Source organism: Arthrobacter sp. 2RAF6, assembly GCF_052115205.1.
Classification (GTDB): domain Bacteria; phylum Actinomycetota; class Actinomycetes; order Actinomycetales; family Micrococcaceae; genus Arthrobacter.
The window spans coordinates 31238-52161 of sequence record NZ_JBFRGF010000035.1 but is presented as its reverse complement, the minus strand read 5'-3'; the positions used below and the strand labels follow the sequence as shown (position 1 = coordinate 52161).

Below are 20924 nucleotides of genomic sequence, written 5' to 3'. Positions count from 1 at the left end.
TACTACGAACGACACCCAGGAAGATTCCGCCAACGACCCACCACACCGGCCCCCGCCACACACGCCGGGATCAACCTCCCCCAGACCAAAACACCCCAAAAACTAGCCCAGTGACTCCACACAGCTTGACAATTTCCGGGCGTCGGGGGAAAGAGCAACATATGTGAGCGAGCGTCGCAGGGGCGGGAGGACCGGGGTGCGGTATTCTCTTGACACCACGGCAGTCATTGGATTCACTATTACGTATGCTGAAATAACAGTTCCATGATGTGGAAGACTTGAAGTGCGGACGCACGCAGGTCCATCCGGCGGGAGTCGCCGGAGTTCCGCATAGCCAACACCATGGATGCCAGCACTCGCACGAGGAATGAACAAGCATGCAGCTTGAAGTATTCAACAGCGTGGACCGTGCGGACGCCATCGGCGTCCTCCGCCCATGCCTCGACATCCAGCGTTGGGTGGAGCACGTCGCAGATGCGCGCCCCTTCAGCGGCTTGGACTCCTTGCTCGATTTCGCCCGGGAAACCGCCGAGCCGTTCACGTCGGACGAAGTGGCGGCCGCGATGGCCCACCACCCGCGGATCGGCGAACGGCCCAAGGCCCAGACCACCGAAGCCGCGATGTCCCGCTCCGAACAGGCCGGCGTCGACCGCGGCGATGACGGCGTCGTCACCGCTTTGGCCGAAGGCAACCGTGAGTACGAGGCAAAGTTCGGCCGCGTCTTCCTGATCCGCGCCGCGGGCCGGACAGCCAAGGAAATCCTGGCCTCCCTCCAAGAGCGCCTGAGCCACACCGCGGCAGAAGAAGACGTCATCGTGGCGGGCCAGTTGCGCGAAATCGCGTTGCTGCGCCTCGCTGGCGTCATCAGCGAAACCAGCGCGAGCAACGAAGGAGTGTCCAACAAATGAGCGTTTCCCAGATTACGACCCACATCCTGGACACCGGATCCGGACGCCCGGCGGCCGGTGTCGCCGTCGTTCTCTCCGTGCGCGACGGCGACAACTGGAAGCGCGTCGCTAGCGGCACCACCGATGCGGACGGCCGGATCAAGGACCTGGGCCCTGAAAGGGTCGACGGCGGCAGTTACCGCCTCAACTTTGCGACCGGCCCCTATTACAAGGCTCAAGGCGTGGACACCTTTTTCCCGGAAGTGGACTTGAGCTTCACGGTGTCCGACGCCGGCGAGCACTACCACGTGCCGCTGCTGCTCAGCCCCTTCGCGTTCTCCACGTACCGGGGCAGCTAACCCTTCCGTCGATTGCCCCGCCGGCCAGGAACCGGCGGAGCAATCGATGGAAGTGGACTGCTCTACTAGTCGATCGGGGTGACGTAGGCTCCCGAGATGCCGCCGTCAACCATGAAGGTCGACGCGGTAATGAACGAGGCGTCGTCGCTCGCCAGGAAGGCGACCGCAGCGGCCAGTTCCTCAGGCTCGGCGAAACGTCCCAAGGGCACGTGGACCAGGCGGCGCGCTGCCCGCTCCGGATCGGAAGCGAAGAGTTCCTTCAGCAACGGAGTGTTGACCGGTCCGGGGCACAGTGCGTTGATTCGCACACCCTTGCGCGCGAATTCAACGCCGAGCTCGCGGGTCATGGCCAGCACGCCGCCCTTGGAAGCGCTGTAGGAGATCTGCGATGTCGCCGCACCCATCACGGCGACGAAGGACGCGGTGTTGATGATCGAGCCCTTGCCCTGTTCCAACATGTACGGCAGCGCGTATTTGCAGCAGTAATAGACGCTCGTCAGGTTTACCTCCTGGACCCGGCGCCAGGCCTCAATTCCGGTGTCGAGGATCGAAGCATCGTCCGGCGGCGAGATGCCGGCGTTGTTGAACGCGATATCCACGCTGCCATAGTGGCTCTTGGCGGCGGCGAAGAGGTCGATGACTTCCTGCTCGTCAGTGACATTGACCTTCACGAAGATGCCATCGACGGCGGCCGCGGCTGCCCCTCCGGCTGCCGGATCGATATCGGCGATGACCACATTGGCACCCTCCGAGGCGAAACGCTTTGCCGTGGCGAGGCCGATCCCGCTGCCGCCGCCGGTGATGACGGCAGTGCGGTCCTTGAGTCGGTTTGAAATGAATTCGGTCATGGTGTTCTCTCCTTGAATGATGGGGCTTCCAAAGTTTGGTGGGTTCAGTGTGCGATGAAGACGTTCTTTACTTCGCTGAAGGAATCGAGCGCGTCAGGACCCAGCTCGCGGCCCAGGCCCGACTGCTTGAAGCCGCCGAACGGCGTCGAATACCGGACTGAAGAGTGCGAGTTCACCGAGAGGTTTCCGGCGTCCACCCCGCGGGCCACGCGCAAGGCCCTGCCAATGTCTTGGGTCCAGATGGATCCGGAGAGGCCGTATTCGGTGTCATTGGCGATCCGCACAGCGTCCGCCTCGTCGTTGAAGGGTACGACGACGACGACAGGTCCGAAGATCTCCTCACGCACCGCCGGGTCGTCGAAGGAGTCGGGGGCCAGGACAGTGGGCGGGAACCAGAAGCCCGGCCCTTCGGGCACCTCGCCCTGGAAAGCTATGGGCGCTCCCGAGGGCACAAAGCCCGCGACGGTTTCCCTTTGCCGGGCGGAAATCAAGGGCCCCATCACGGTACTTTCGTCCGCCGGATCGCCAACTTTGACGGCCCGAACAGCGGGTCCCAAGAGCTCCAAGAAGCTATCGTAGGCGGATTTTTCCACCAAAATCCGGGACCGTGCACAGCAGTCCTGGCCCGCGTTGTCGAACCCACCACCGGGAGCTGCTGCAGCGGCGGCCTGAAGGTCGGCGTCGGCGAACACAATGTTTGCGCTCTTGCCTCCCAACTCGAGCGTCACCCGCTTCACTTGGTCAGCACAACCGGCCATGATCTGCTTGCCAACCACGGTAGACCCGGTAAAGACGACCTTTCGCACCGCGGGGTGGGTCACGAAGCGCGCCCCCACCACGGAGCCCTTCCCCGGGATGATGGTCAGCACGCCGTCGGGCAGGCCGGCCTCGCGCGCCAGCTCGCCCAGCCTCATCGCCGTCAGGGGCGTAAGTTCCGCAGGCTTGAGGACCACCGTGTTGCCTGCCGCGAGCGCCGGAGCGAAGCCCCACGCCGCGATCGGCATCGGAAAGTTCCACGGCACAATAATGCCAACGACACCCAGCGGCTCGTGGAACGTCACATCGAGGCCTCCAGCAACGGGGATCTGCCGCCCGAAGTGCCGCTCAGGAGCCGCCGAGTAGTAGCTAATGACGTCGCGCGCATTGCCCGCTTCCCAGCGGGCGTTGCCGATCGTGTGTCCCGCATTGCGGACTTCCAGTTGCGCGAGGTTCTCCAGATCGGCGTCGACGGCGGCCGCGAACCGGCGCAAGAGCAGTGCCCGGTCCGACGGCGAGACCTTCCGCCAGGATTCAAAGGCGGCAGCCGCGCGGGCGATCAGCGCGTCGGTCTCGGCGAGGGATGCCAGTTCGACGGTTTGAAGGAATTCCTCGGTGGCCGGATTGATGATGTCAAAAGTCGTGGCACTCACGTCCAGCTCTTTTCTGTCGGTTTGAAGTCCGTCGATGGGTCGAGGCGCTCAGCATAAAGTTCGCCGTCCCGGTACCTTCTGGCGGCCTCAACGAATCCTTCGAAGAGGCGCACGTCGGAACGATTTTGTTCAGGGTGGAACTGAACGCCCAACACCCAGCTTCCTTGGGTCGATTCGACGGCCTCGACCGTGCCGTCCGCCGCGTACGCCGTGACGCACAGGCCTTCGGCAACCCGGTCCAGAATCTGGTGGTGATAGACCGGTGCCGATGCCCGCTCGCCCAGTTGCTCCGCGATGATGCTCCCGGGCCGGGTACCGAACTCCACTTCGCCATAAACCCCGGAAGCGGGTTGGTAGTTGGCGTCGGGAAGCACATCCGGCACGTGCTGGATGAGGTTTCCGCCCAGGGCGACGTTCAGGATTTGCGCGCCGCGGCAGATGGCGAAGAGCGGAACACCCTTCTCCAACGCGGCCAGCGTCAAGGCGATGTCATGCTCGTCCCGCGCCGGCTGGCTGCGGGTGCTCGGGTGAGGCTCGGCGTCGTAATTTCCGGGGTCGACGTCGGCTCCTCCGACCACAATGAGCCCATCCACGAGGTCAAGGACGGAAGTATCCGTGCCGATAGGCGGCAGCAGCAGGGGGGTGCCGCCGGCCGCGACGACGGCTTCCAAATATGCTGCCGGCAGCACCGCTGCCCGCGCGTCCCAAACCCCCCATTTGGCGTCTTGCAGGTAGGTGGTCAGGGCGATCCGAGGCCGACGGACTGGATCCGGAACCGGGATCTGGGTCATCCCCTACAGCCTTTCAAACCCGCGGCGGAGCTCCCAGTCCGTGATGGCGGACTCAAAAGCTGCCAGCTCGACGTCGGCGTAGTTCACGTAGTGCCGAACCACTTCCTCACCGAAGACTTCCTTGGCGATCACGGAGTTGGCGAACAGGTCCCGCGCTTCCCGCATCGTCGTCGGCACGGTGGGAGCGCCCGACGTATAAGCGTTGCCGAGGGTTGCCGGTTCGAGTTGGAGCTCATTTTCGATTCCGTAAAGCCCCCCGGCAAGCATGGCCGACAGTGCCAAGTACGGGTTGACATCGCCACCCGGTAGCCTGTTTTCCAGCCGGGCGCTCTGGCCATGCCCCACGAGCCGCACCGAGCAGGTGCGGTTGTCGAGGCCCCAGGCCACCGCCGTCGGAGCGAAAGAGCCTTTGACGAACCGCTTGTACGAGTTGATGTTGGGAGCGTAAAAGAGCGTGAATTCCCGCATCGTGGCAAGCACTCCGGCTATGAAGTGATCGTAGGTTTTGGTGCGGGCGCCGGTGGCCTTGTCCCAGAAGACCAGCTCATCGTCGAGTCCGCGAAGGGACAGGTGGATGTGGCAGGAACTGCCCTCGCGCTCGTTGGGCTTGGCCATGAAGGTAATGGATTGGCCCATGTCATGGGCGATGTCCTTGGCCGCGGTCTTGTAGACGGAATGGTTGTCCGCCGTCGTGACCACCTCGTCGTACTTGAACGCGATCTCGTGTTGGCCGAAGTTGCATTCACCTTTGGCGGATTCCACGGTCATGCCGGCTGCGTACATCTCGTTCCGGATCCGGCGAAGCAGTGGTTCCACACGGCCGGATCCCAGGAGCGAGTAGTCCACGTTGTATTGGTTGGCAGGTGTGAGGTGCTTGTAGTCCAGGTCCCATGCCTGCTCGTAGGAGTCGTTGTAGACCACAAACTCAAGCTCGGTTCCGGCAAGTGCCTTCCAACCGTGCTCTGCCGCCTTGGCCGTCTGGCGCTTGAGCATGGCGCGGGGTGAAACGGAGACCGGAGTACCGTCGGTCATGGACAGGTCGCACTGGATCAGCGCACTCCCCTCACGATAGGGAAGGACGCGGATGGTGTCCAGATCCATGTCGAAGAGCATGTCTCCGTAGCCCTTTTCCCACGAGGAAATGTCATAGCCATCCACGGTGTTCATTTCGGTGTCAACGGCGAGGAGGTAATTGCAGCCTTCGGTGCCGTGCTCCAGGACGGAATCCAGGAAGAATTGCGCGTGGAGGAGCTTCCCCTGAAGCCTGCCCTGCATGTCGGTGAAGCCGAGAATCACGGTGTCTATGGCGCCCTCGTCAATCTGCGCTTTGAGTTGCTCAACGGTGAGCATACGGTCATTGCGAGGGTGAACGGTGTTCGAAATGTCGTTCATGGTGCTGCTCATTTCAGTAGTCCCTTGAGTAGTGCGGCGGTGGACTCGCAGTGCAATTCCATGACGCTTCGGGCCGCTGCAGGCTCGCCGTCGAGGATGGCCTGCACTATCAATCGATGTTCTTGGTTTGAATGTTCGATGTTCCGTTGCAGAAAGGGGATTTCCGCGAGGAATTCGTGGATCTTGGTCTGGATGGTGGTGCTTGCTTTGTTGAGTTCAGATGATCCCGCAACAGCGGAGAAAGCCAGGTGAAGGCGGGCGTCCGCTTGCCTGTATTCCACCGGTGAACCCGCGTTTTCAACCTCGGCCAGGGAATCTGTCAAAAGCCGGCGCTGATCCTCGCTGAGCCGCATCGAGGCTGCCCGCTGGCAGGCCCCGGGTTCAATGACCGAACGGAAGATGAGGATGTCGCTGATTTCCTCCTGCCGGTCTTTGTTGCCTAGACGCTCCGGCGGACGGGCGTTGCCGACCGGTTCCACGATGGTTCCGCCGCCCCTCCCCCGGACGGTCGTGACGAACCCGGCTGCGCGCAATGCGCTGATCGCTTCCCGGAGCGTCGCCCGGGAGACCTGCATGCGCTCGGCCAAGTCGCGCTCGGGTGGGAGGCGTTCCCCAGTCTTGAAGATCCCCAACTGAATTGCCGATCCCAAGTGCTCTACGCACGACTCGAAGGCCATGTGTCCACGCACGGGAAGCAATACCGTCTCGAGCAGGGGGGATTCAATCGGTTCAACGAGGAACATGGCGACCTTCCTGGCTGGGAGGCCGCCGGCGAAGAACCGCCGGCGGCCCATGGTTGTGCTAGTTGAGCAGCTTATCCGCGTCGATCGTCAGATGCTCCTGTTCAGCACTCGTCATGAACGTCCGACGCCCCGTGGTGTACCAAAGCACTGTGGCGAGGAGGAAGACGACCACGACGGCGATTGGCGCGTAGTTGAAGGTGTCGATGGTGATGTCTGCGACGGGCGGAAGAACGAAGAGAATCACGATGATGGCAACCCACACAATCGCTACCCAGTTGATGATGGGACTCCATTTCCCCAGGTGCCACGGGCCCGGTACGAAGTTCTTGTTGAGCCTGCGGAGCAACACCGGGGTGATGTACGCGATGTAGAGGCCAATGACGGCGACGCTCGTCACGGCAAAATACGCGGTTGTGTTGAACAGGGCGGGTGAGGCGAGCACAATCGCGCAGCCCACGCAGAGCCAGATGGAATTTGTGGGGGTGCCGCTCCGGGCGTTGACTTTGGCCCAGATGCGGGAGCCTGGCAATGCATTGTCGCGGGAGAACGCGTAGGTCATGCGTGAGTTGGCGGTCACTGACGCCATGCCGCAGAAGAACTGTGCGCCAACCACGATAGCGAGCAGGAACTTCGCTACGCCGGGGTTGCCCAGTGCATCCAGGAAAATCTGTGCCGGCGGCAAACCGGTTGATGTTGCAGCAAGGGCGGTCAGGCCGTCCTCTGAGCCATTCGGGATCGCGGCGACAAGTGAGTAGAGCAGAATCCAGCCGCCGATGATGGAGACCACGACGCTCATGACGATTCCCTTGGGGGCCGCGATGGCGGCGTTCTTGGTCTCTTCGGCAACGTGGGCCGAAGCATCGTAGCCGGTGTAGGTGTACTGCGACATGAGCAGGCCCATGAGGAAGACGTACGGCCCGAAGGTGAATCCGGTTTCGTTGTGCCACGCCGTCATCGTCCAGTCGAAGGACTGGTGGCTCGTAGGCATGATCCACAGCGCCGCGACGATGATCGCGACGCCCACAATGTGCCACCAGGCGGAGACGTTGGACAGGAAACTGACAATCTTGACGCCGAAACTGTTGAGCAGGGCGTGGATGATCATCAGGACGACGAACAGCACGAAAGTGCCGCCAGCGGTGGGCTCGACGCCGAAAGTCAGCGCCGCGAAAGCCATCATTGTTGTGGCGCAGCCAAAGTCGATTGCTGCCGTGACGGCCACTTCACCGAGGAAGTTGAACCAGCCGACGTACCAGGCCCAGGCCCGCTTGTTGCGTTTAGCGAGCCTGCCGGCCCAGAAATACAGGCCACCGGCTGTGGGGTATCGCGAACAAACTTCGGCCATGGAGAGGGCCACGCACAGGACCAAGAGGCCAACGATGGGCCAACCCACGTTGATGGCAGCCGGGCCGCCGGACTTGAGCGCAATGCTGAAGGAGGTAATGCAGCCAGCCAAGATTGAAATGATGGAAAACGAGACTGCGAAGTTGGAGAAGCCGGACATGCCGCGATGTAGCTCTTGCTTGTAGCCAAGCTCGGCGAGGGCCGCAGCATCTGCGTCTTGCACAGCCTGCACCTTCGCTGCCGTAGAACGATCACTCATGATTATTCTCTTTCTAAACGGAAGGGGGGAACGGGCCGACACCGCTCGCATCGATAGTGACCCACTTCACACCATTCTGTCAATGGTCTGACTTCAGACCACAAGCCAATCTCCTCGAAACGGTAGGCTGGAAGGCATGGTTTCTGAGGACTCGAACGTCGACGGCACGTCACAAAGCGGCACGGCACATAACAGCACGGCGCACAACGCCAGGTCAGCGGACGGCGCTCCCGAACGCCGCGGGATCATGGTCCGCCGTGCGCCGAAGTTCGTTCCATTCATGGGCCTGGGCGGGGTGCTCGGCATCATCGTTGCCGCGTTCGTGGCGTACGGGATCCCCGGCGACGAGAGTTTCGACACCGGCGCGGTCTTCGGTTTCTTCCTTGTGACCTTCGCCGCTGGCGGCGTGCTCCTCGGCGCCATCGCTGCCCTCATCCTGGACAAGGTCAGCGTGCGGCGCTCCCGGCGTGCCGTCGTCGAGTCCGTACCCAGCCCGACAGAGGACGACGCCGAGGCATAGGATCCCGGTCACAATGTCGCGTGAGGGAAAGTACCACGCCAACATCATGCGACAATTGACCAGTGGCACGTGGCGACGGAAAACTTTCTCATGATCTTCTCCCCGACGAAAAAGGACCTCAGGACGCTTGTGGCGTCTTCGGGGTCTGGGCGCCGGGCGAAGAAGTAGCAAAACTCACCTATTACGGGCTGTATGCGCTGCAGCACCGCGGACAAGAATCGGCTGGTATTGCTACCAGTGACGGCAAGCGCATCAATGTCTACAAGGACATGGGCCTCGTGTCCCAGGTCTTCGACGAGACAACCCTGAACACCCTCACAGGGCACCTTGCCGTCGGCCACTGCCGCTACTCCACCACCGGAGCAAGCCACTGGGCCAACGCACAGCCCACCCTGGGCGCAACCGCCACCGGCACCGTTGCCCTCGCGCACAACGGCAACCTGACCAACACTGCTGAGCTCCGGGAAATGATCCTCGAGCTCAACGGCGGTCAGTTGACCGGCGAAATGAAGCAGGGCAACACCTCGGATACCGCCCTGGTCACCGCGCTCCTCGAAGGCGAAGAGGGCAAGACCCTCGAACAGACCGCGCTTGAGCTGCTTCCCAAGATCCGAGGCGGCTTCTGCTTCGTGTTCATGGACGAAGGCACCCTCTACGCCGCCCGCGATACCTTCGGTATCCGCCCCCTCTGCCTTGGCCGCCTTGAGCGCGGCTGGGTTGTCGCCTCGGAGCAGTCCGCCCTGGCTACCGTCGGCGCGAGCTTCATCCGCGAGATCGAGCCCGGCGAATTCATCGCCATTGACGAGAGCGGCGTCCGTTCCCAGCGTTTCGCGGAAGCGACGCCGGCGGGTTGCGTTTTCGAGTACGTCTACCTTGCACGCCCCGACGCTTCGATTGCCGGACGCTCCGTGTACGAGTCCCGTGTGGAGATGGGCCGCCAGTTGGCCCGCGAAAACACCCAGGTAGCGGACATCGTCATCCCGGTTCCCGAATCCGGAACCCCGGCAGCAGTCGGCTACGCCGAGGAATCCGGCATCCCGTTCGCACACGGCTTCGTCAAGAACTCCTACGTGGGCCGTACGTTCATCCAGCCCTCGCAGACCCTGCGCCAACTCGGAATCCGGCTCAAGCTCAACGCGCTCGAATCCGTGATCCGCGGCAAGCGCGTGGTGGTAGTCGATGACTCGATCGTCCGCGGCAACACCCAGCGTGCCATCGTCCGGATGCTCCGCGAGGCCGGCGCCGCAGCCGTCCACATCAAGATCTCCTCCCCACCCGTCCAGTGGCCCTGCTTCTACGGCATCGACTTCGCGTCCCGCGCTGAACTGATCGCCAACGGTGCCACCATCGAGGAAATCTCCCAGGCCATTGGAGCAGATTCGCTGGCCTACATTTCCGAAGACGGCATGATCGGCGCCACCCAGCAGCCGCGCGAACGCCTCTGTACCGCCTGCTTCACCGGCCAGTACCCCATCGCACTTCCGGGTTCGGACAAACTGGGCAAGAACCTCCTGGAGCGCACCGACCTCGGCGGGCTGCCGACGTCGGGCATCTCCGCCGAAGCCGCGACCGCGGACTCGGACGACCCGGCCAACAAGCCCGGGGCCACGGGCTGCGATCCCGGACCCGACGCCGAGTTTGAGAACCTGCTGACCGACGCCGATAAGAAAGAGTCTGTATGACCTCCGCATCCTCCGCCGCTGAGAACTCAACCGGCATCACCTACGCGTCCGCCGGCGTCGACGTCGAAGCGGGCGACCGCGCCGTCGAACTCATGAAGGACGCCGTCAAGGCGACCCACAACAGCTCGGTCCTCGGCGGCGTCGGCGGTTTCGCCGGCCTGTACGATGTCTCCAAGCTGCTCACGTACAAGAGGCCGCTGCTGGCCACCTCCACGGATGGCGTCGGCACCAAGGTGGCCATCGCCCAGGCCATGGACATCCACGACACCATCGGCTTCGACCTCGTCGGCATGGTGGTGGACGACATCGTGGTGGTCGGCGCGGAGCCGCTCTTCATGACCGACTACATCGCGTGCGGCAAGGTTGTGCCCGAGCGCATCGCGGACATCGTCCGCGGCATCGCGGCCGCTTGCTCCGTGGCGGGCACCGCCCTGGTGGGTGGCGAAACCGCTGAGCACCCGGGCCTGCTGGGTGAGCACGAGTACGACGTCGCCGGTGCAGCTACCGGTGTTGTCGAAGCCGACGCCCTGCTTGGCCCGGACCGCGTCCGCGCCGGCGACGTCGTGATCGGTATGGCCTCCTCGGGCCTGCACTCCAACGGGTACTCCCTGGTTCGCCGCGTGATCAACCACGCAGGCTGGGCCCTGGACCGCCAGGTCTCCGAACTCGGCCGCACCCTCGGCGAAGAACTGCTGGAGCCCACCCGCGTCTACGCCGCCGACTGCCTGGACCTCGCCCGCGCCTTCCCGGTCAGCGGCCTGGGTGCCGCGCCCGGCGCCGTGCACGGCTTCAGCCACGTCACCGGCGGCGGCCTCGCAGCCAACCTGGCCCGCGTCCTGCCGCAGGGCCTCGTGGCCACGGTTGACCGCGCCACGTGGGAACTGCCGGCGATCTTCAAGCTTGTTTCCGAGCTCGGGAATGTGCCGCTGGCCGACCTTGAGCGCACGCTCAACCTCGGCGTCGGCATGGTGGCCATCGTGTCGCCCGAAATCGCCGACGCCGCAGTGGCCCGCCTCAACGAACGCGGCCTCCCGTCGTGGGTCATGGGTACCGTGGCTGCGGACTCCGACTCGATCATCAAGAGCGGCCCGGACTACGTCCAGGGTGCCAAGGGCGTCGACGGCGGCGCCGTGCGCCTCGTGAACGCCTACGCCTAAGGGTTCTTAACGCAAACGAGTGCCCGCCCAATTGCCGATCCGGCAGTTGGGTGGGCACTCGATTTGCTTAAGAGCTTTCGCCGGCCATCACGCTGAAGGCTGCTCCGGCGGGGTCGCCGAGGACTGCCATGCGGCCGACGCCGGGGACATCGAAGGCCGGCGCGAAGACCTGGGCCCCGAGTTCCAGGGCCTTCGCCACGGATTCATTGACGTCGGCGACATTGAAGTAGGTCATCCAGAACGGCGGCATACCCTCCACGGGCTGCTTCATGGCGCCGGCCACGGACGTCCCGTCCACCACGAACTGGGTGTATTCCTGCAGGTCGCCGGCCGCGGCCGTCTCACTGGAGCATCCCGTCACTGATTCGTAGAAGGCCACGGCCTTCGGGACGTCGCTTGTCTGCAACTCGCTCCAGACCACCGTGCCCGGTTCATTGACCAAGCCGGCGCCGTGGTGGTTTCCGGCCTCCCAAAAACCAATCTGCGCACCCGTCGGATCGGCGGCGAAGAACATCCGTCCGCTCCCGTTGGGGACGCTGTCCGGCGGGAAGAGGATGTTGCCGCCGGCCGCCGCCGCGCGCTCAGCGGCCTCATCGACCGAATCGACGGCGAGGTAGTTGGCCCAGAAGGACGGTGCCCCGGCCGCAGCCATGTCCGGCATCTGCTGCATCATGCCCGCTACATAGCGGTCCTGCAGCTTGGCCATGTAGTAAGTGCCGCCGTTGCCGGCATCCATTGCGTCCAATTCCCAGCCGAACAGATCGCCATAGAAGGCCTTGGAAGCCTCAATGTCCGACGACGACAGGTCCACCCAACACGGAGTTCCCTGTTTGTAGCTATCAACCTGCGGCATTGCTATCCCTTCGTTGAGTAGCCCGCTTACGCCAGCGGATACCACGTTCAACGTAGTACGGGGGTCCGACCCTGACAACAGCCAGCGCGGGTGGACCCTTCCCTCATCGATTGCTCCATGAGCGTCGTTTAGAGCGCTGAATGCGACAGTTACGGAGCAATCGATCCAGAAAGAGTGGCGCTACAGAACTGCCGACAAAAACGCCTTGGTCCGCTCATGCTGCGGGTTGCCAATGACCTCTCCGGCGGCACCTTCCTCAATGATCCGGCCGCCGTGCATGAACACCACGCGATCCGCCACGTCGCGGGCGAAGCCGATTTCGTGTGTCACAACAATCATGGTCATTCCCGTCCGGGCCAGGTCCTTCATCACCCTGAGGACCTCGCCCACGAGCTCCGGATCGAGCGCCGACGTCGGCTCGTCAAACAGCATCAGCTTCGGCTGCATGCACAACGCCCGGGCGATCGCCACCCGCTGCTGCTGTCCGCCCGAGAGGTGCCGCGGATAAGCATCCGCCTTCTCCGAGAGGCCCACCTTCTCCAGCAAATCCAATGCCCGACGGCGGACATCCACCTTGCGCTGTTTGAGCACCCTGAGCGGGGCTTCCATCAGGTTCTCCAGCACGGTCATGTGCGGGAAGAGGTTGAAGTGCTGGAAGACCATCCCGATATCGGTGCGGTCGGCGCAGATTTCGTTGTGGGACTGTTCGTGGAGCTTATCCCCCTTGATCCGGTAGCCCACGGCCCTGTCCCCAACCCACAGCAGACCGCCGTCGATCTTCTCCAAGTGATTCACGCACCGCAAGAAGGTGCTTTTCCCCGAGCCGGAGGCCCCGATCAAGCAGACCACTTCACCGCTTCGGACGCGGAGGTCAATGCCTTTGAGGACCTCGTTGTCGCCGAAACTCTTGCGCACGCCTTCCGCGCGTACCAGCGGAAGCGCCTCCGGCGCGGTCCGGCTTTCCGTCATTTCGATGGTCATGACTGCCCGCCCTTTCCTGAGCTTTGTTTTCCTGAGCCCTGCACAGAGTGAACCCTGAAGAATTTCCGCAACCGCTCGGCAGCGGTCGGCGGGACGGAACGGGAGGTTCCCCGCGCGAAGTGCCGTTCCAGGTAACCCTGACCTACCGTGAACACCGTGGTGACGATGATGTACCAGATGCTGGCCACCAAGAGCAGAGGGACAACCTGCAGGTTCTTCGAGTAGATGATCTGGGCGGAGTACAGGAGCTCGGGGACAGCCAGGACGCTGACCAGCGACGTCATCTTGAGCATGCCGATGAACTCGTTGCCCGTGGGTGGAATGATGACGCGCATGGCCTGCGGCAGGATCACCCTGGTGAGGGCCTGGATACGGGACATGCCGAGGGCACCCGCAGCTTCGCCTTGGCCTTGATCGATGGACTGGATGCCTGCCCTGACTATCTCCGACATGTACGCGGCCTCGTTAAGCCCCAGGCCAAGGATCGCCGCGGCAAGGGGCGTGATGATCTGGTTGGCGTCCAAGCTGACCCCCGGGATACCGAAAGTGATCTCGGGATACAGCGCCGACAAGTTGAACCAGAACAACAGTTGGACCAGGACCGGCGTGCCACGGAAGATCGTCACGTAGGCGCTTGCCGAGGCCTTGACGACTGGGTTTGCCGAAAGCTGCATGACCGCAAGCACCACGCCGAGCCCCACCCCGAGAGCCATGCAAACAACCGTCAGGAACAGGGTGATGCCGATCCCGTTGACGATGGCGACGTCGCGGAAATACAGGGCCACCTTGTCCCAGCCGAAACGGGGATTGCTCACCGCGGAAACAAGCAGCAAGATCACGACGGCGGCCACCGCAGTACCAGCCACCCACCGCCAGGGGTGCCTGGCTGAGACCACAGTGAACTGTCCGCGGTCCGTTGTTCCAATCTCAGGGACGGTGATCACGCCGCTCATTTGGCACCACTCGCGTCCACAGCATCGGCGCTGATGGTCACCGAGTCCGGGATTCCGTACTTCGCGTTGATCGCCTTGTACGTGTCGCCCGCGACCAGCGCCCTGACCGCTGCGACGATCGACTTGGTCAGTGCCGAACCCTTGGGCATGGCGATACCTACTGGCGTCGGTTCGAAGTCCTGGTTGCTGGCGAGCTCGAAAGCGCCCCCTGAAAGCTTGCTTGCGTAGCCCATCCCGACAAGACCTGAGAGGACGCTGTCCACTCGGCCGGAAATGAGTGCCAGGTTGGCTTCGTTCTGTGAGGGAAACAGCTGAATGTCGATCGGCGCCTTGCCAGCGTCGACGCACTGCTTCGAAAACGCCGGAAGGGTCTCGATGCCCTGCGTGGTTCCCTTCTCGCCACCCACCTTTGTGCCGCACAGCGTCATCGCGTTGAGGGACAATTTCCTGGGGTTGCCCGCCTTGACGGCAAGGCCTGAGCCGCTGCTTTGGTAGGAGGCGAAATCGGCATTCATCTTGCGCTCCGCCGTGACGTTGAAACCCGAGATGCCGACGTCGTACTTGTTCGAGCTCACGCCCGGCAGGATGGTGTCGAAGGTCGCAGGTACCATCTTAACTTCGAGCCCCAGCGTCTCGCCGACGGCTTTAGCAAAGTCTGCGTCCCAACCGACAACCGTCTTGCTGTCAGCGGCGTAAAACTCATAAGGCGCGAAGGTGGGGTCGGTTCCAACCACCAGCGTCCCTTTGGCCTTAACGTCCGGGGGCAAGAGATTCGCGGCGGACTGGTTGAAGGGTGCCGTCGGAATCGCGGCGTCGTTGCCGGGAATGGAACTGGCCGCGGCTTCCTTGCCGGCGTCGAGTGAAGCAGTGGTGCAGCCACTAAGCCCGACGGCGGCTGCCAGCAGCAGGGCGCCTGTGGAGATGTACCTAGGACGGTTCATGATTGCCTTTCTCATAGCTTGTTCCGTGGTCAACGGCGATGTTGACCACGGTGGTGCCGACATTGACGAGGGCGGGATGCCGGACGATTGCGACCACCCCGTCAATAGGTGCAAAAAAGTCTTTTGGAGGACGGTCGAGCTCTTCCACTGAGTGAACCCGGGCCACGAGGTCTCCGGCCGCGACCTTCTGGCCAAGTTCCACGACCGGCTCAAGGATGCCTGCCATCGTGGAATGGACCGGGGACTGGGCAGTGAGTTCGATCCACTGGATCGGGGCTCCGGCGGCCGGCCCGGCGTCACGCGCCCCGCCGGCGGAGGCCGCCTCGCCGCTGGCAGCGGCGTCCTTGAGCACGCCCCAGTGGCCAAGCAGCGAACGAAGTCCGGCCCTGGCCCTGTTGAGGATCGGCAGCGATACGGTTCCCCTGCCACCAAGTTCGGTCGAGATCATCGGTACGCCCGCCCGATCGGCAGCGCCGCTGATGGAGCCCGACTTCAGCATGGGCTTCACCACGACGGAATACGGGGCGTTGAACGCGGCCACGGCCGCCGCCTTCTCGGCCCATAGTTCCGGCGTCGGTCCTTGGTAGACGAACGCGGATGGAACATACTCCGAGGCGATTCCCCCGGAGTGGATGTCCATGACGAAGTCAGACATGGGGATGAGTTCTCCGGCCACAATCGAGGCGATCTGCAGGGCCGGCCCGCCGTCGGCGCGGCCCGGGAGGGCCCGGTTCAGATTGACCCGGTCCACGCTGGAAACGCGTCTTCCCTCGCGGACAGCAGCGATGTTGAGGGCAGGGAGGATGATCAACCTCCCGGTCACCTCATCCGGGTTCAATGTGCGGATGAGCTCCTGGAGCAGAATCTGGCCTTCGTATTCGTCACCGTGCGTGCCGGCGGTCAGGAGGACCGTGGGGCCGTCCCCACCGCTCAGGACCGCGATCGGCGAGGGGATGACAGCGGCGTCATTCTCGTTGTCCGAGTGTTCGATCTCCAGGTAACCCAACTGCTTGCCGACGGCAGCGAAATCGATGCCGTGTACGCGTGGAATGTGCAGGCTCATAGGGCAACTTTCAAAAGTGTTGGTAGAATTGGATTCACTGTATACAGTGAATCCTGTGATGTAAAGCACGTAGGATTGAGCGAGTTTTGATACCGAAAGAGGGATGAGGCGAATGGCCACGCAAGCTGCCAAAGGGATGAGGCCGCTGAGCGAGCACGTCTACGACAGGATCAGCAATGAGATCGTCAACGGAGTGGTCGAACCTGGCGCTCCCCTGGTCCAGGAACAGTTGGCCGAAGAATACGGCGTCTCCCGGACACCGGTCCGCGACGCACTGAACCGCCTGGTGCACGAAGGACTCGCCACTTTGGTCCCGGGCTCCGGGTATTTTGCGACGACGCTGACCCGCTCAGCTGTCGAGGAAGTCTATGAGGTACGCAAGGCCCTTGAGATCATGGCTATCAGGCAGTGCGGGGCCAAGTACACCAACCTTCAGCTTGCCCGGCTCGAGCTGCTCATCGCCGAAGGTGCGGCAAGCGCGGACCCGGAGGAACTCTTTACCGCCACGCGGGCGTTCCATTTGGGCTTGGCGGCGCCGGCACCCAACGGATTCCTGCTGAAAACGCTCGAATCCGTCTGGGACAACCCTGTTCAACGGCTCATCAGCCGTTCGTATCCCTTGGACGACGCCAAGCTTGAGCGCGTGGCAGACGCTCACCGGAAGATCCTGGCTGCAGCCCGCGCCAACGACCTCGAAACACTGATCCCCTTGCTGGATCTGTGCCACGAGAAGGACTGACCGGAACTCATATGAATCCGCCAGCCTCAAGACGACTGTTATGGAGCAGTCGATCGTAAGAGGGACGAAAAAGGCCCGTAGCGCACGCCGATCATGGCGCGCCCTACGGGCCCTGTGTTTCGGGAGGCATCTGGGGATGCCACATGACTTCGTCTACGACGGCGGTACGCAACTCGATGCCGAAAGGCACCTGATTGTTGCTACAGCTATCCGATACGGCGGGTGTCTACCTCGTCGTCATCGTCTTCCAAGTCCTGTGCGTACTTGTCCTCGTAAGCCGAGTAGTCCGGCTCCGGCGGATCGTCCGCGAATCGGCTCGTCGCACGACTTGATGGCCCAGTCAGCTCCCGCTGAAGGGCCGAATAGTCAGTGTTCGGGGAGTAGTACTTGATGTCCCGAGCCTGCTTGGTAGCTTTTGCCTTTTGACGGCCGCGCCCCATGGCGTGACCCCCTTTTGTACTTGGACCGGAGGTGGTCACCTTGGCGATCGGTGAGGCCCCGGAATGTTTGGTCAATTTGTCGTATGTCTAGATTACATGCTTTCTGGAGCAACTGCGTGCCACGACCTTCGCGAAAGCGGCGTCACAGTTCCACCTGGCAGTATCTCCATTCATTGGCATGAAAAACTTGGGTAGAGTCGCCCTAATATCGGGCCGCACGCATGAAAGGCAGCAAACTCAGACATGGGCCAGGACAACACGATCCCGGGCAACAACGGTACAGGCGAGAACGAGTCGCCGGTAGACCCTGGTTCCCCCCTGCGGACTGCCCTGGACGCCATAACGCGGTATCGGCTCATCATTGGCGGCATTGTGCTGGCTGTATTGATCCTCATCGGGGTAGTGATCTGGGTCCTCGTTGGAGCCTTGGCCAAGCATCCCGTGGCCGCGCCCACCCCCGCGCCGGCCACGTCCACCAGCCGCGGCCCGCTCCCGGCGGATGTCGAGGCAAGGGACTACCAGCTGGGCGATTGCTTCGCGGATTTCGATTCCAACGCCACCAAGTCCAAGGTGGTGGACTGCACCACCGACCACTCGGCCCAGCTGGGCTCCATCTTCCGGTACCAGGCTAACGACACCTTCCCCGGCGCCACTGCCTTGCGTGACAAAGGCCGCGAAATCTGCCGTGATCTGGCGCTCAACGAGGCCTCCACGAAGTACGCACTCCTGCAGCAGAACGTGTACCCGAGCGCCACCAGCTGGGACAACGGCGACCGCCGCGTGGACTGCTTCATCGTGGTGAACTCGGGAAACACGCTCAAGGAATCCGTGCTGCAAAAGTAGTTCAGCCGGCCGCAGTCCCGCGGCAGGGTCCACCCAGCCGGCTTCAGTCAGTCCTTCCGCCTCACCGTCAGACCGCTACCCGCCGGAGCTCCGCCGTCGGGACCCGTCAAAGCTTCCAGCCCCTCGATAGTGAGTTCGTCGACGTCGGCCGCGGTATCCACCAGTACCGTGTCGCCGTCCGCGATCTGTCCTGCGAGAATCTCCTTCGCCAAGCGGTCGCCGATCTCGCGTTGAACCAGCCGTCGCAATGGACGGGCGCCGTAGGCGGGATCGTAACCGGACATCGCGAGCCAGGCCCGGGCGCCGTCACTGACCTCAAGGGTGAGCCGGCGGTCGTGCAGCCGCTTGGTCAGCTCGGCCACGTGCAGCTCGACGATCCTGGCGAGTTCGTCCACGCTGAGCGGATCGAACAGCACAATCTCATCGAGCCGGTTGAGGAACTCGGGCTTGAAGGAGGCGTTGACCACGGCCATGACCGCATTTCGTTTTGCCGTCGCGTCCAGGGTTGGATCCACCAGGAACTGGCTGCCCGAGTTGGAGGTCAGCACCAGGATGGTGTTCCGGAAGTCCACGGTGCGGCCCTGCCCGTCGGTGAGGCGACCGTCGTCGAGTACTTGCAGGAGGATGTCAAACACCTCCGGGTGGGCCTTCTCCACCTCGTCGAGCAGGATCACGGAGTACGGGCGACGGCGGACCGCTTCGGTGAGCTGGCCGCCCTCCTCGTAGCCCACGTATCCGGGAGGGGCGCCGACCAGCCGGGCCACGGAGTGCTTCTCCCCGTATTCGGACATGTCGATCCGCACCATGGCACGTTCGTCGTCGAAGAGGAAGTCAGCGAGTGCCTTGGCGAGCTCGGTTTTACCGACGCCGGTGGGACCGAGGAACAGGAATGAACCCGTGGGGCGGTTGGGGTCGCTGATGCCCGCACGGGCGCGGCGGACGGCGTCGGAAACGGCGGCCACGGCCTTGGACTGGCCGATCAGCCGCTTGCCGATCTCCTCTTCCATGTGCAGCAGCTTCTGGGATTCTCCCTGCAGCATGCGGCCGGCGGGGATTCCGGTCCAGGCCGAAATGACCTCGGCGATATCGTCCGCCGTGACTTCCTCCGCGACCATGAGGGCGGGCTTCGCCTCACCCCGGGCTTCCCGGGCGGCCTCTTCCTCGGCTGCCGCGCTGAGCTCGCGCTCCAAGGCAGGAAGTTCGCCATAGAGAATGCGCGAGGCAGCTTCAAGGTCGCCCTCGCGCTGGTACTTTTCGGCGGCGGAACGCAATTCGTCGATTTTCGCCTTGAGGTCGCCGACACGGTTGAGACCGGCCTTTTCGGCCTCCCAGCGCGCGTTCAGCGCCGCCAGGGCTTCCTTCTTGTCCGCCTTGTCCGCACGGAGCGCAGCGAGACGTTCAATGGACGCCGCATCGGTCTCACGGGCGAGGGCCAGTTCCTCCATGGTGAGACGGTCCACGGCACGGCGAAGCTGGTCGATTTCCTCTGGAGCCGAGTCGATTTCCATGCGCAGGCGGGACGCGGACTCGTCCACGAGGTCGATCGCCTTGTCCGGCAACTGGCGGCCCGAGATGTAGCGGTTGGAGAGTGTAGCGGCAGCCACGAGGGCGGAGTCTGCTATCGCTACCTTGTGGTGGGCCTCGTAGCGCTCCTTGAGGCCGCGGAGGATACCGATGGTGTCCTCCACGCTCGGCTCGCCCACGTAGACCTGCTGGAAGCGGCGTTCCAGGGCAGGATCCTTCTCGACATTCTCGCGGTACTCGTCCAGGGTGGTGGCGCCGATGAGCCGCAGCTCGCCGCGGGCCAGCATCGGCTTGAGCATGTTGCCCGCGTCCATGGCGCTTTCGCCGGTGGCACCGGCGCCCACCACCGTGTGGATTTCGTCGATGAATGTGACGATCTGCCCGTTGGAGTTCTTGATCTCCTCCAGAACGGCCTTGAGCCGTTCCTCGAATTCGCCGCGGTACTTCGCACCGGCCACCATGGAGGCGAGGTCCAGCGCGATCAGGGTCTTGCCCCGCAGGCTCTCCGGGACGTCGCCGGCCACCATGCGCTGGGCAAGACCTTCAACGACGGCGGTCTTGCCGACCCCGGGTTCCCCGATCAGCACGGGGTTGTTCTTGGTGCGGCGGCTCAGGACCTGGACGACCCGCCGGATTTCGCTGTCCCGCCCGATCACGGGATCCAGCTTGCCGGAGCGCGCGACGGCTGTGAGGTCCGTACCGTATTTCTCGAGCGCCTGGAAGGTGTTTTCCGGGTCTTGCGAGGTGACTTTCCGGTCGCCACGGACACCCGGCAGGGCGGCGAGGAGCGCTTCGTGGGAGGCGCCGGCGTCGCGCAGTAGCTTCCCTACGGCGTCGCTACCGGCGGAGAGCCCCAAAAGAAGGTGCTCAGTGGAGACGAAGGAGTCGCCGAGTTTCTCGGCCTCGTTCTGGGCGGCCTGGATGGCCTGCATGGAAGGACGGGAAAGCTGCGCTTGTTGCACGGAGCTGCCCGACGACGACGGCAGGGCCTTGATGGCCGAACTCGCCTGCACGCTCACGGCATCCGGGTCCGCTCCAGTGGCGCGCAAAAGCGCCACGGCGACGCCTTCGCGCTGGTCCATGAGCGCCTTGAGCAGGTGGGCCGGCTCCAGCTGCGGATTTCCGGCGGTGGAGGCGTTCATGGCCGCCGCGGAAAGAGCCTCCTGGCTCTTGGTGGTGAATTTGACGTCCATGGA

Annotated in this window: 20 protein-coding genes; 7 read left to right on the top strand and 13 right to left on the bottom strand. The window is 63.3% G+C overall.

Annotation, left to right across the window (positions count from 1 at the left end):
- Positions 1-377: 377 nt before the first annotated feature.
- Complete coding sequence (uraD, locus tag AB4Z38_RS20330; protein WP_441431380.1) at positions 378-908, top strand: 2-oxo-4-hydroxy-4-carboxy-5-ureidoimidazoline decarboxylase; 531 nt, start codon at positions 378-380, stop codon at positions 906-908.
- Positions 905-1246, top strand: a complete 342-nt coding sequence (gene uraH, locus AB4Z38_RS20325) for a hydroxyisourate hydrolase (protein WP_441414070.1) — start codon at positions 905-907, stop codon at positions 1244-1246. The genes uraD and uraH overlap by 4 nt, the downstream gene beginning before the upstream one ends.
- 65 nt (positions 1247-1311) lie before the next feature.
- Here the strand turns inward: uraH and AB4Z38_RS20320 are convergent, their stop codons facing one another.
- The 6 genes from AB4Z38_RS20320 to AB4Z38_RS20295 are packed head-to-tail and all read right to left on the bottom strand — an operon-like array spanning position 1312 to position 8032.
- Entirely contained in the window at positions 1312-2094 is a 783-nt protein-coding gene (locus tag AB4Z38_RS20320) for a 3-oxoacyl-ACP reductase (protein ID WP_441431379.1), read from the bottom strand.
- Between the two features lie 44 nt (positions 2095-2138).
- Entirely contained in the window at positions 2139-3503 is a 1365-nt protein-coding gene (locus tag AB4Z38_RS20315) for an aldehyde dehydrogenase family protein (RefSeq protein ID WP_441431378.1), read from the bottom strand.
- Positions 3500-4294, bottom strand: coding sequence for a gamma-glutamyl-gamma-aminobutyrate hydrolase family protein (locus AB4Z38_RS20310; RefSeq protein ID WP_441431377.1), 795 nt, complete (start codon positions 4292-4294; stop codon positions 3500-3502). Before AB4Z38_RS20310 ends, AB4Z38_RS20315 begins: the two co-directional genes overlap by 4 nt.
- 3 nt (positions 4295-4297) lie before the next feature.
- Entirely contained in the window at positions 4298-5698 is a 1401-nt protein-coding gene (locus AB4Z38_RS20305; protein ID WP_441431376.1) for a glutamine synthetase family protein, read from the bottom strand.
- Complete coding sequence (locus AB4Z38_RS20300) at positions 5695-6429, bottom strand: FadR/GntR family transcriptional regulator (protein ID WP_441431375.1); 735 nt, start codon at positions 6427-6429, stop codon at positions 5695-5697. Before AB4Z38_RS20300 ends, AB4Z38_RS20305 begins: the two co-directional genes overlap by 4 nt.
- 58 nt (positions 6430-6487) lie before the next feature.
- On the bottom strand, positions 6488-8032 hold the full coding sequence (locus tag AB4Z38_RS20295; protein ID WP_441431374.1) for an amino acid permease: 1545 nt from the start codon (positions 8030-8032) through the stop codon (positions 6488-6490).
- A 247-nt stretch (positions 8033-8279) separates the two neighbouring features.
- On the opposite strand from AB4Z38_RS20295, the gene AB4Z38_RS20290 reads away from it, so the two are divergent.
- The 3 genes from AB4Z38_RS20290 (at position 8280) to purM (ending at position 11391) form a co-directional block, all read left to right on the top strand.
- Positions 8280-8552, top strand: coding sequence for a hypothetical protein (locus AB4Z38_RS20290; protein WP_441431382.1), 273 nt, complete (start codon positions 8280-8282; stop codon positions 8550-8552).
- Positions 8553-8614: 62 nt separating this feature from the next.
- The gene (gene purF / locus AB4Z38_RS20285; protein ID WP_441431373.1) at positions 8615-10234 is read left to right on the top strand and encodes an amidophosphoribosyltransferase; all 1620 of its coding nucleotides are present in this window, start codon (positions 8615-8617) and stop codon (positions 10232-10234) included.
- Entirely contained in the window at positions 10231-11391 is a 1161-nt protein-coding gene (gene purM / locus AB4Z38_RS20280) for a phosphoribosylformylglycinamidine cyclo-ligase (protein ID WP_441431372.1), read from the top strand. Before purF ends, purM begins: the two co-directional genes overlap by 4 nt.
- A gap of 67 nt (positions 11392-11458) precedes the next feature.
- On the opposite strand, the gene AB4Z38_RS20275 is transcribed toward purM, so the two are convergent.
- The 5 genes from AB4Z38_RS20275 to AB4Z38_RS20255 all read right to left on the bottom strand — a co-directional run bounded on the left by AB4Z38_RS20275 (position 11459) and on the right by AB4Z38_RS20255 (position 16182).
- Positions 11459-12244, bottom strand: a complete 786-nt coding sequence (locus AB4Z38_RS20275) for a VOC family protein (protein ID WP_441431371.1) — start codon at positions 12242-12244, stop codon at positions 11459-11461.
- Positions 12245-12424: 180 nt separating this feature from the next.
- Positions 12425-13225: an amino acid ABC transporter ATP-binding protein gene (locus AB4Z38_RS20270; RefSeq protein ID WP_441431370.1), complete on the bottom strand. Its 801-nt coding sequence runs from the start codon at positions 13223-13225 to the stop codon at positions 12425-12427.
- Positions 13222-14178, bottom strand: a complete 957-nt coding sequence (locus tag AB4Z38_RS20265; RefSeq protein WP_441431369.1) for an amino acid ABC transporter permease — start codon at positions 14176-14178, stop codon at positions 13222-13224. Before AB4Z38_RS20265 ends, AB4Z38_RS20270 begins: the two co-directional genes overlap by 4 nt.
- Positions 14175-15119, bottom strand: coding sequence for an ABC transporter substrate-binding protein (locus AB4Z38_RS20260; protein WP_441431368.1), 945 nt, complete (start codon positions 15117-15119; stop codon positions 14175-14177). Before AB4Z38_RS20260 ends, AB4Z38_RS20265 begins: the two co-directional genes overlap by 4 nt.
- Positions 15106-16182 carry a succinylglutamate desuccinylase gene (locus AB4Z38_RS20255; RefSeq protein WP_441431367.1) on the bottom strand — a complete coding sequence of 359 codons (1077 nt, stop codon included), beginning with the start codon at positions 16180-16182 and terminating at the stop codon, positions 15106-15108. Before AB4Z38_RS20255 ends, AB4Z38_RS20260 begins: the two co-directional genes overlap by 14 nt.
- A gap of 112 nt (positions 16183-16294) precedes the next feature.
- On the opposite strand from AB4Z38_RS20255, the gene AB4Z38_RS20250 reads away from it, so the two are divergent.
- The gene (locus tag AB4Z38_RS20250; protein WP_059389925.1) at positions 16295-16921 is read left to right on the top strand and encodes a GntR family transcriptional regulator; all 627 of its coding nucleotides are present in this window, start codon (positions 16295-16297) and stop codon (positions 16919-16921) included.
- Positions 16922-17127: 206 nt separating this feature from the next.
- Here AB4Z38_RS20250 and AB4Z38_RS20245 read toward each other — a convergent pair whose 3' ends face one another.
- A complete protein-coding gene (locus tag AB4Z38_RS20245) occupies positions 17128-17361 on the bottom strand; it encodes a DUF3073 domain-containing protein (protein WP_028265518.1) in 234 nt (77 codons plus the stop codon).
- 243 nt (positions 17362-17604) lie between these two features.
- Between AB4Z38_RS20245 and AB4Z38_RS20240 the strand changes: the two genes are divergently transcribed.
- Complete coding sequence (locus AB4Z38_RS20240) at positions 17605-18204, top strand: septum formation family protein (RefSeq protein WP_441431366.1); 600 nt, start codon at positions 17605-17607, stop codon at positions 18202-18204.
- A 47-nt stretch (positions 18205-18251) separates the two neighbouring features.
- On the opposite strand, the gene clpB is transcribed toward AB4Z38_RS20240, so the two are convergent.
- Positions 18252-20921, bottom strand: a complete 2670-nt coding sequence (clpB, locus tag AB4Z38_RS20235) for an ATP-dependent chaperone ClpB (protein ID WP_441431365.1) — start codon at positions 20919-20921, stop codon at positions 18252-18254.
- Between the last annotated feature and the right edge of the window lie 3 nt (positions 20922-20924).

Coding starts and splice junctions, on each gene's coding strand:
- uraD (WP_441431380.1), top strand. CDS start 378: ATGCAGCTTGAAGTATTCAACAGCGTGGACCGTGCGGACGCCATCGGC.
- uraH (WP_441414070.1), top strand. CDS start 905: ATGAGCGTTTCCCAGATTACGACCCACATCCTGGACACCGGATCCGGA.
- AB4Z38_RS20320 (WP_441431379.1), bottom strand. CDS start 2,094: ATGACCGAATTCATTTCAAACCGACTCAAGGACCGCACTGCCGTCATC.
- AB4Z38_RS20310 (WP_441431377.1), bottom strand. CDS start 4,294: ATGACCCAGATCCCGGTTCCGGATCCAGTCCGTCGGCCTCGGATCGCC.
- AB4Z38_RS20305 (WP_441431376.1), bottom strand. CDS start 5,698: ATGAGCAGCACCATGAACGACATTTCGAACACCGTTCACCCTCGCAAT.
- AB4Z38_RS20300 (WP_441431375.1), bottom strand. CDS start 6,429: ATGTTCCTCGTTGAACCGATTGAATCCCCCCTGCTCGAGACGGTATTG.
- AB4Z38_RS20295 (WP_441431374.1), bottom strand. CDS start 8,032: ATGAGTGATCGTTCTACGGCAGCGAAGGTGCAGGCTGTGCAAGACGCA.
- AB4Z38_RS20290 (WP_441431382.1), top strand. CDS start 8,280: ATGGTCCGCCGTGCGCCGAAGTTCGTTCCATTCATGGGCCTGGGCGGG.
- purM (WP_441431372.1), top strand. CDS start 10,231: ATGACCTCCGCATCCTCCGCCGCTGAGAACTCAACCGGCATCACCTAC.
- AB4Z38_RS20275 (WP_441431371.1), bottom strand. CDS start 12,244: ATGCCGCAGGTTGATAGCTACAAACAGGGAACTCCGTGTTGGGTGGAC.
- AB4Z38_RS20270 (WP_441431370.1), bottom strand. CDS start 13,225: ATGACCATCGAAATGACGGAAAGCCGGACCGCGCCGGAGGCGCTTCCG.
- AB4Z38_RS20265 (WP_441431369.1), bottom strand. CDS start 14,178: ATGAGCGGCGTGATCACCGTCCCTGAGATTGGAACAACGGACCGCGGA.
- AB4Z38_RS20260 (WP_441431368.1), bottom strand. CDS start 15,119: ATGAACCGTCCTAGGTACATCTCCACAGGCGCCCTGCTGCTGGCAGCC.
- AB4Z38_RS20255 (WP_441431367.1), bottom strand. CDS start 16,182: ATGAGCCTGCACATTCCACGCGTACACGGCATCGATTTCGCTGCCGTC.
- AB4Z38_RS20250 (WP_059389925.1), top strand. CDS start 16,295: ATGGCCACGCAAGCTGCCAAAGGGATGAGGCCGCTGAGCGAGCACGTC.
- AB4Z38_RS20245 (WP_028265518.1), bottom strand. CDS start 17,361: ATGGGGCGCGGCCGTCAAAAGGCAAAAGCTACCAAGCAGGCTCGGGAC.
- AB4Z38_RS20240 (WP_441431366.1), top strand. CDS start 17,605: ATGGGCCAGGACAACACGATCCCGGGCAACAACGGTACAGGCGAGAAC.
- clpB (WP_441431365.1), bottom strand. CDS start 20,921: ATGGACGTCAAATTCACCACCAAGAGCCAGGAGGCTCTTTCCGCGGCG.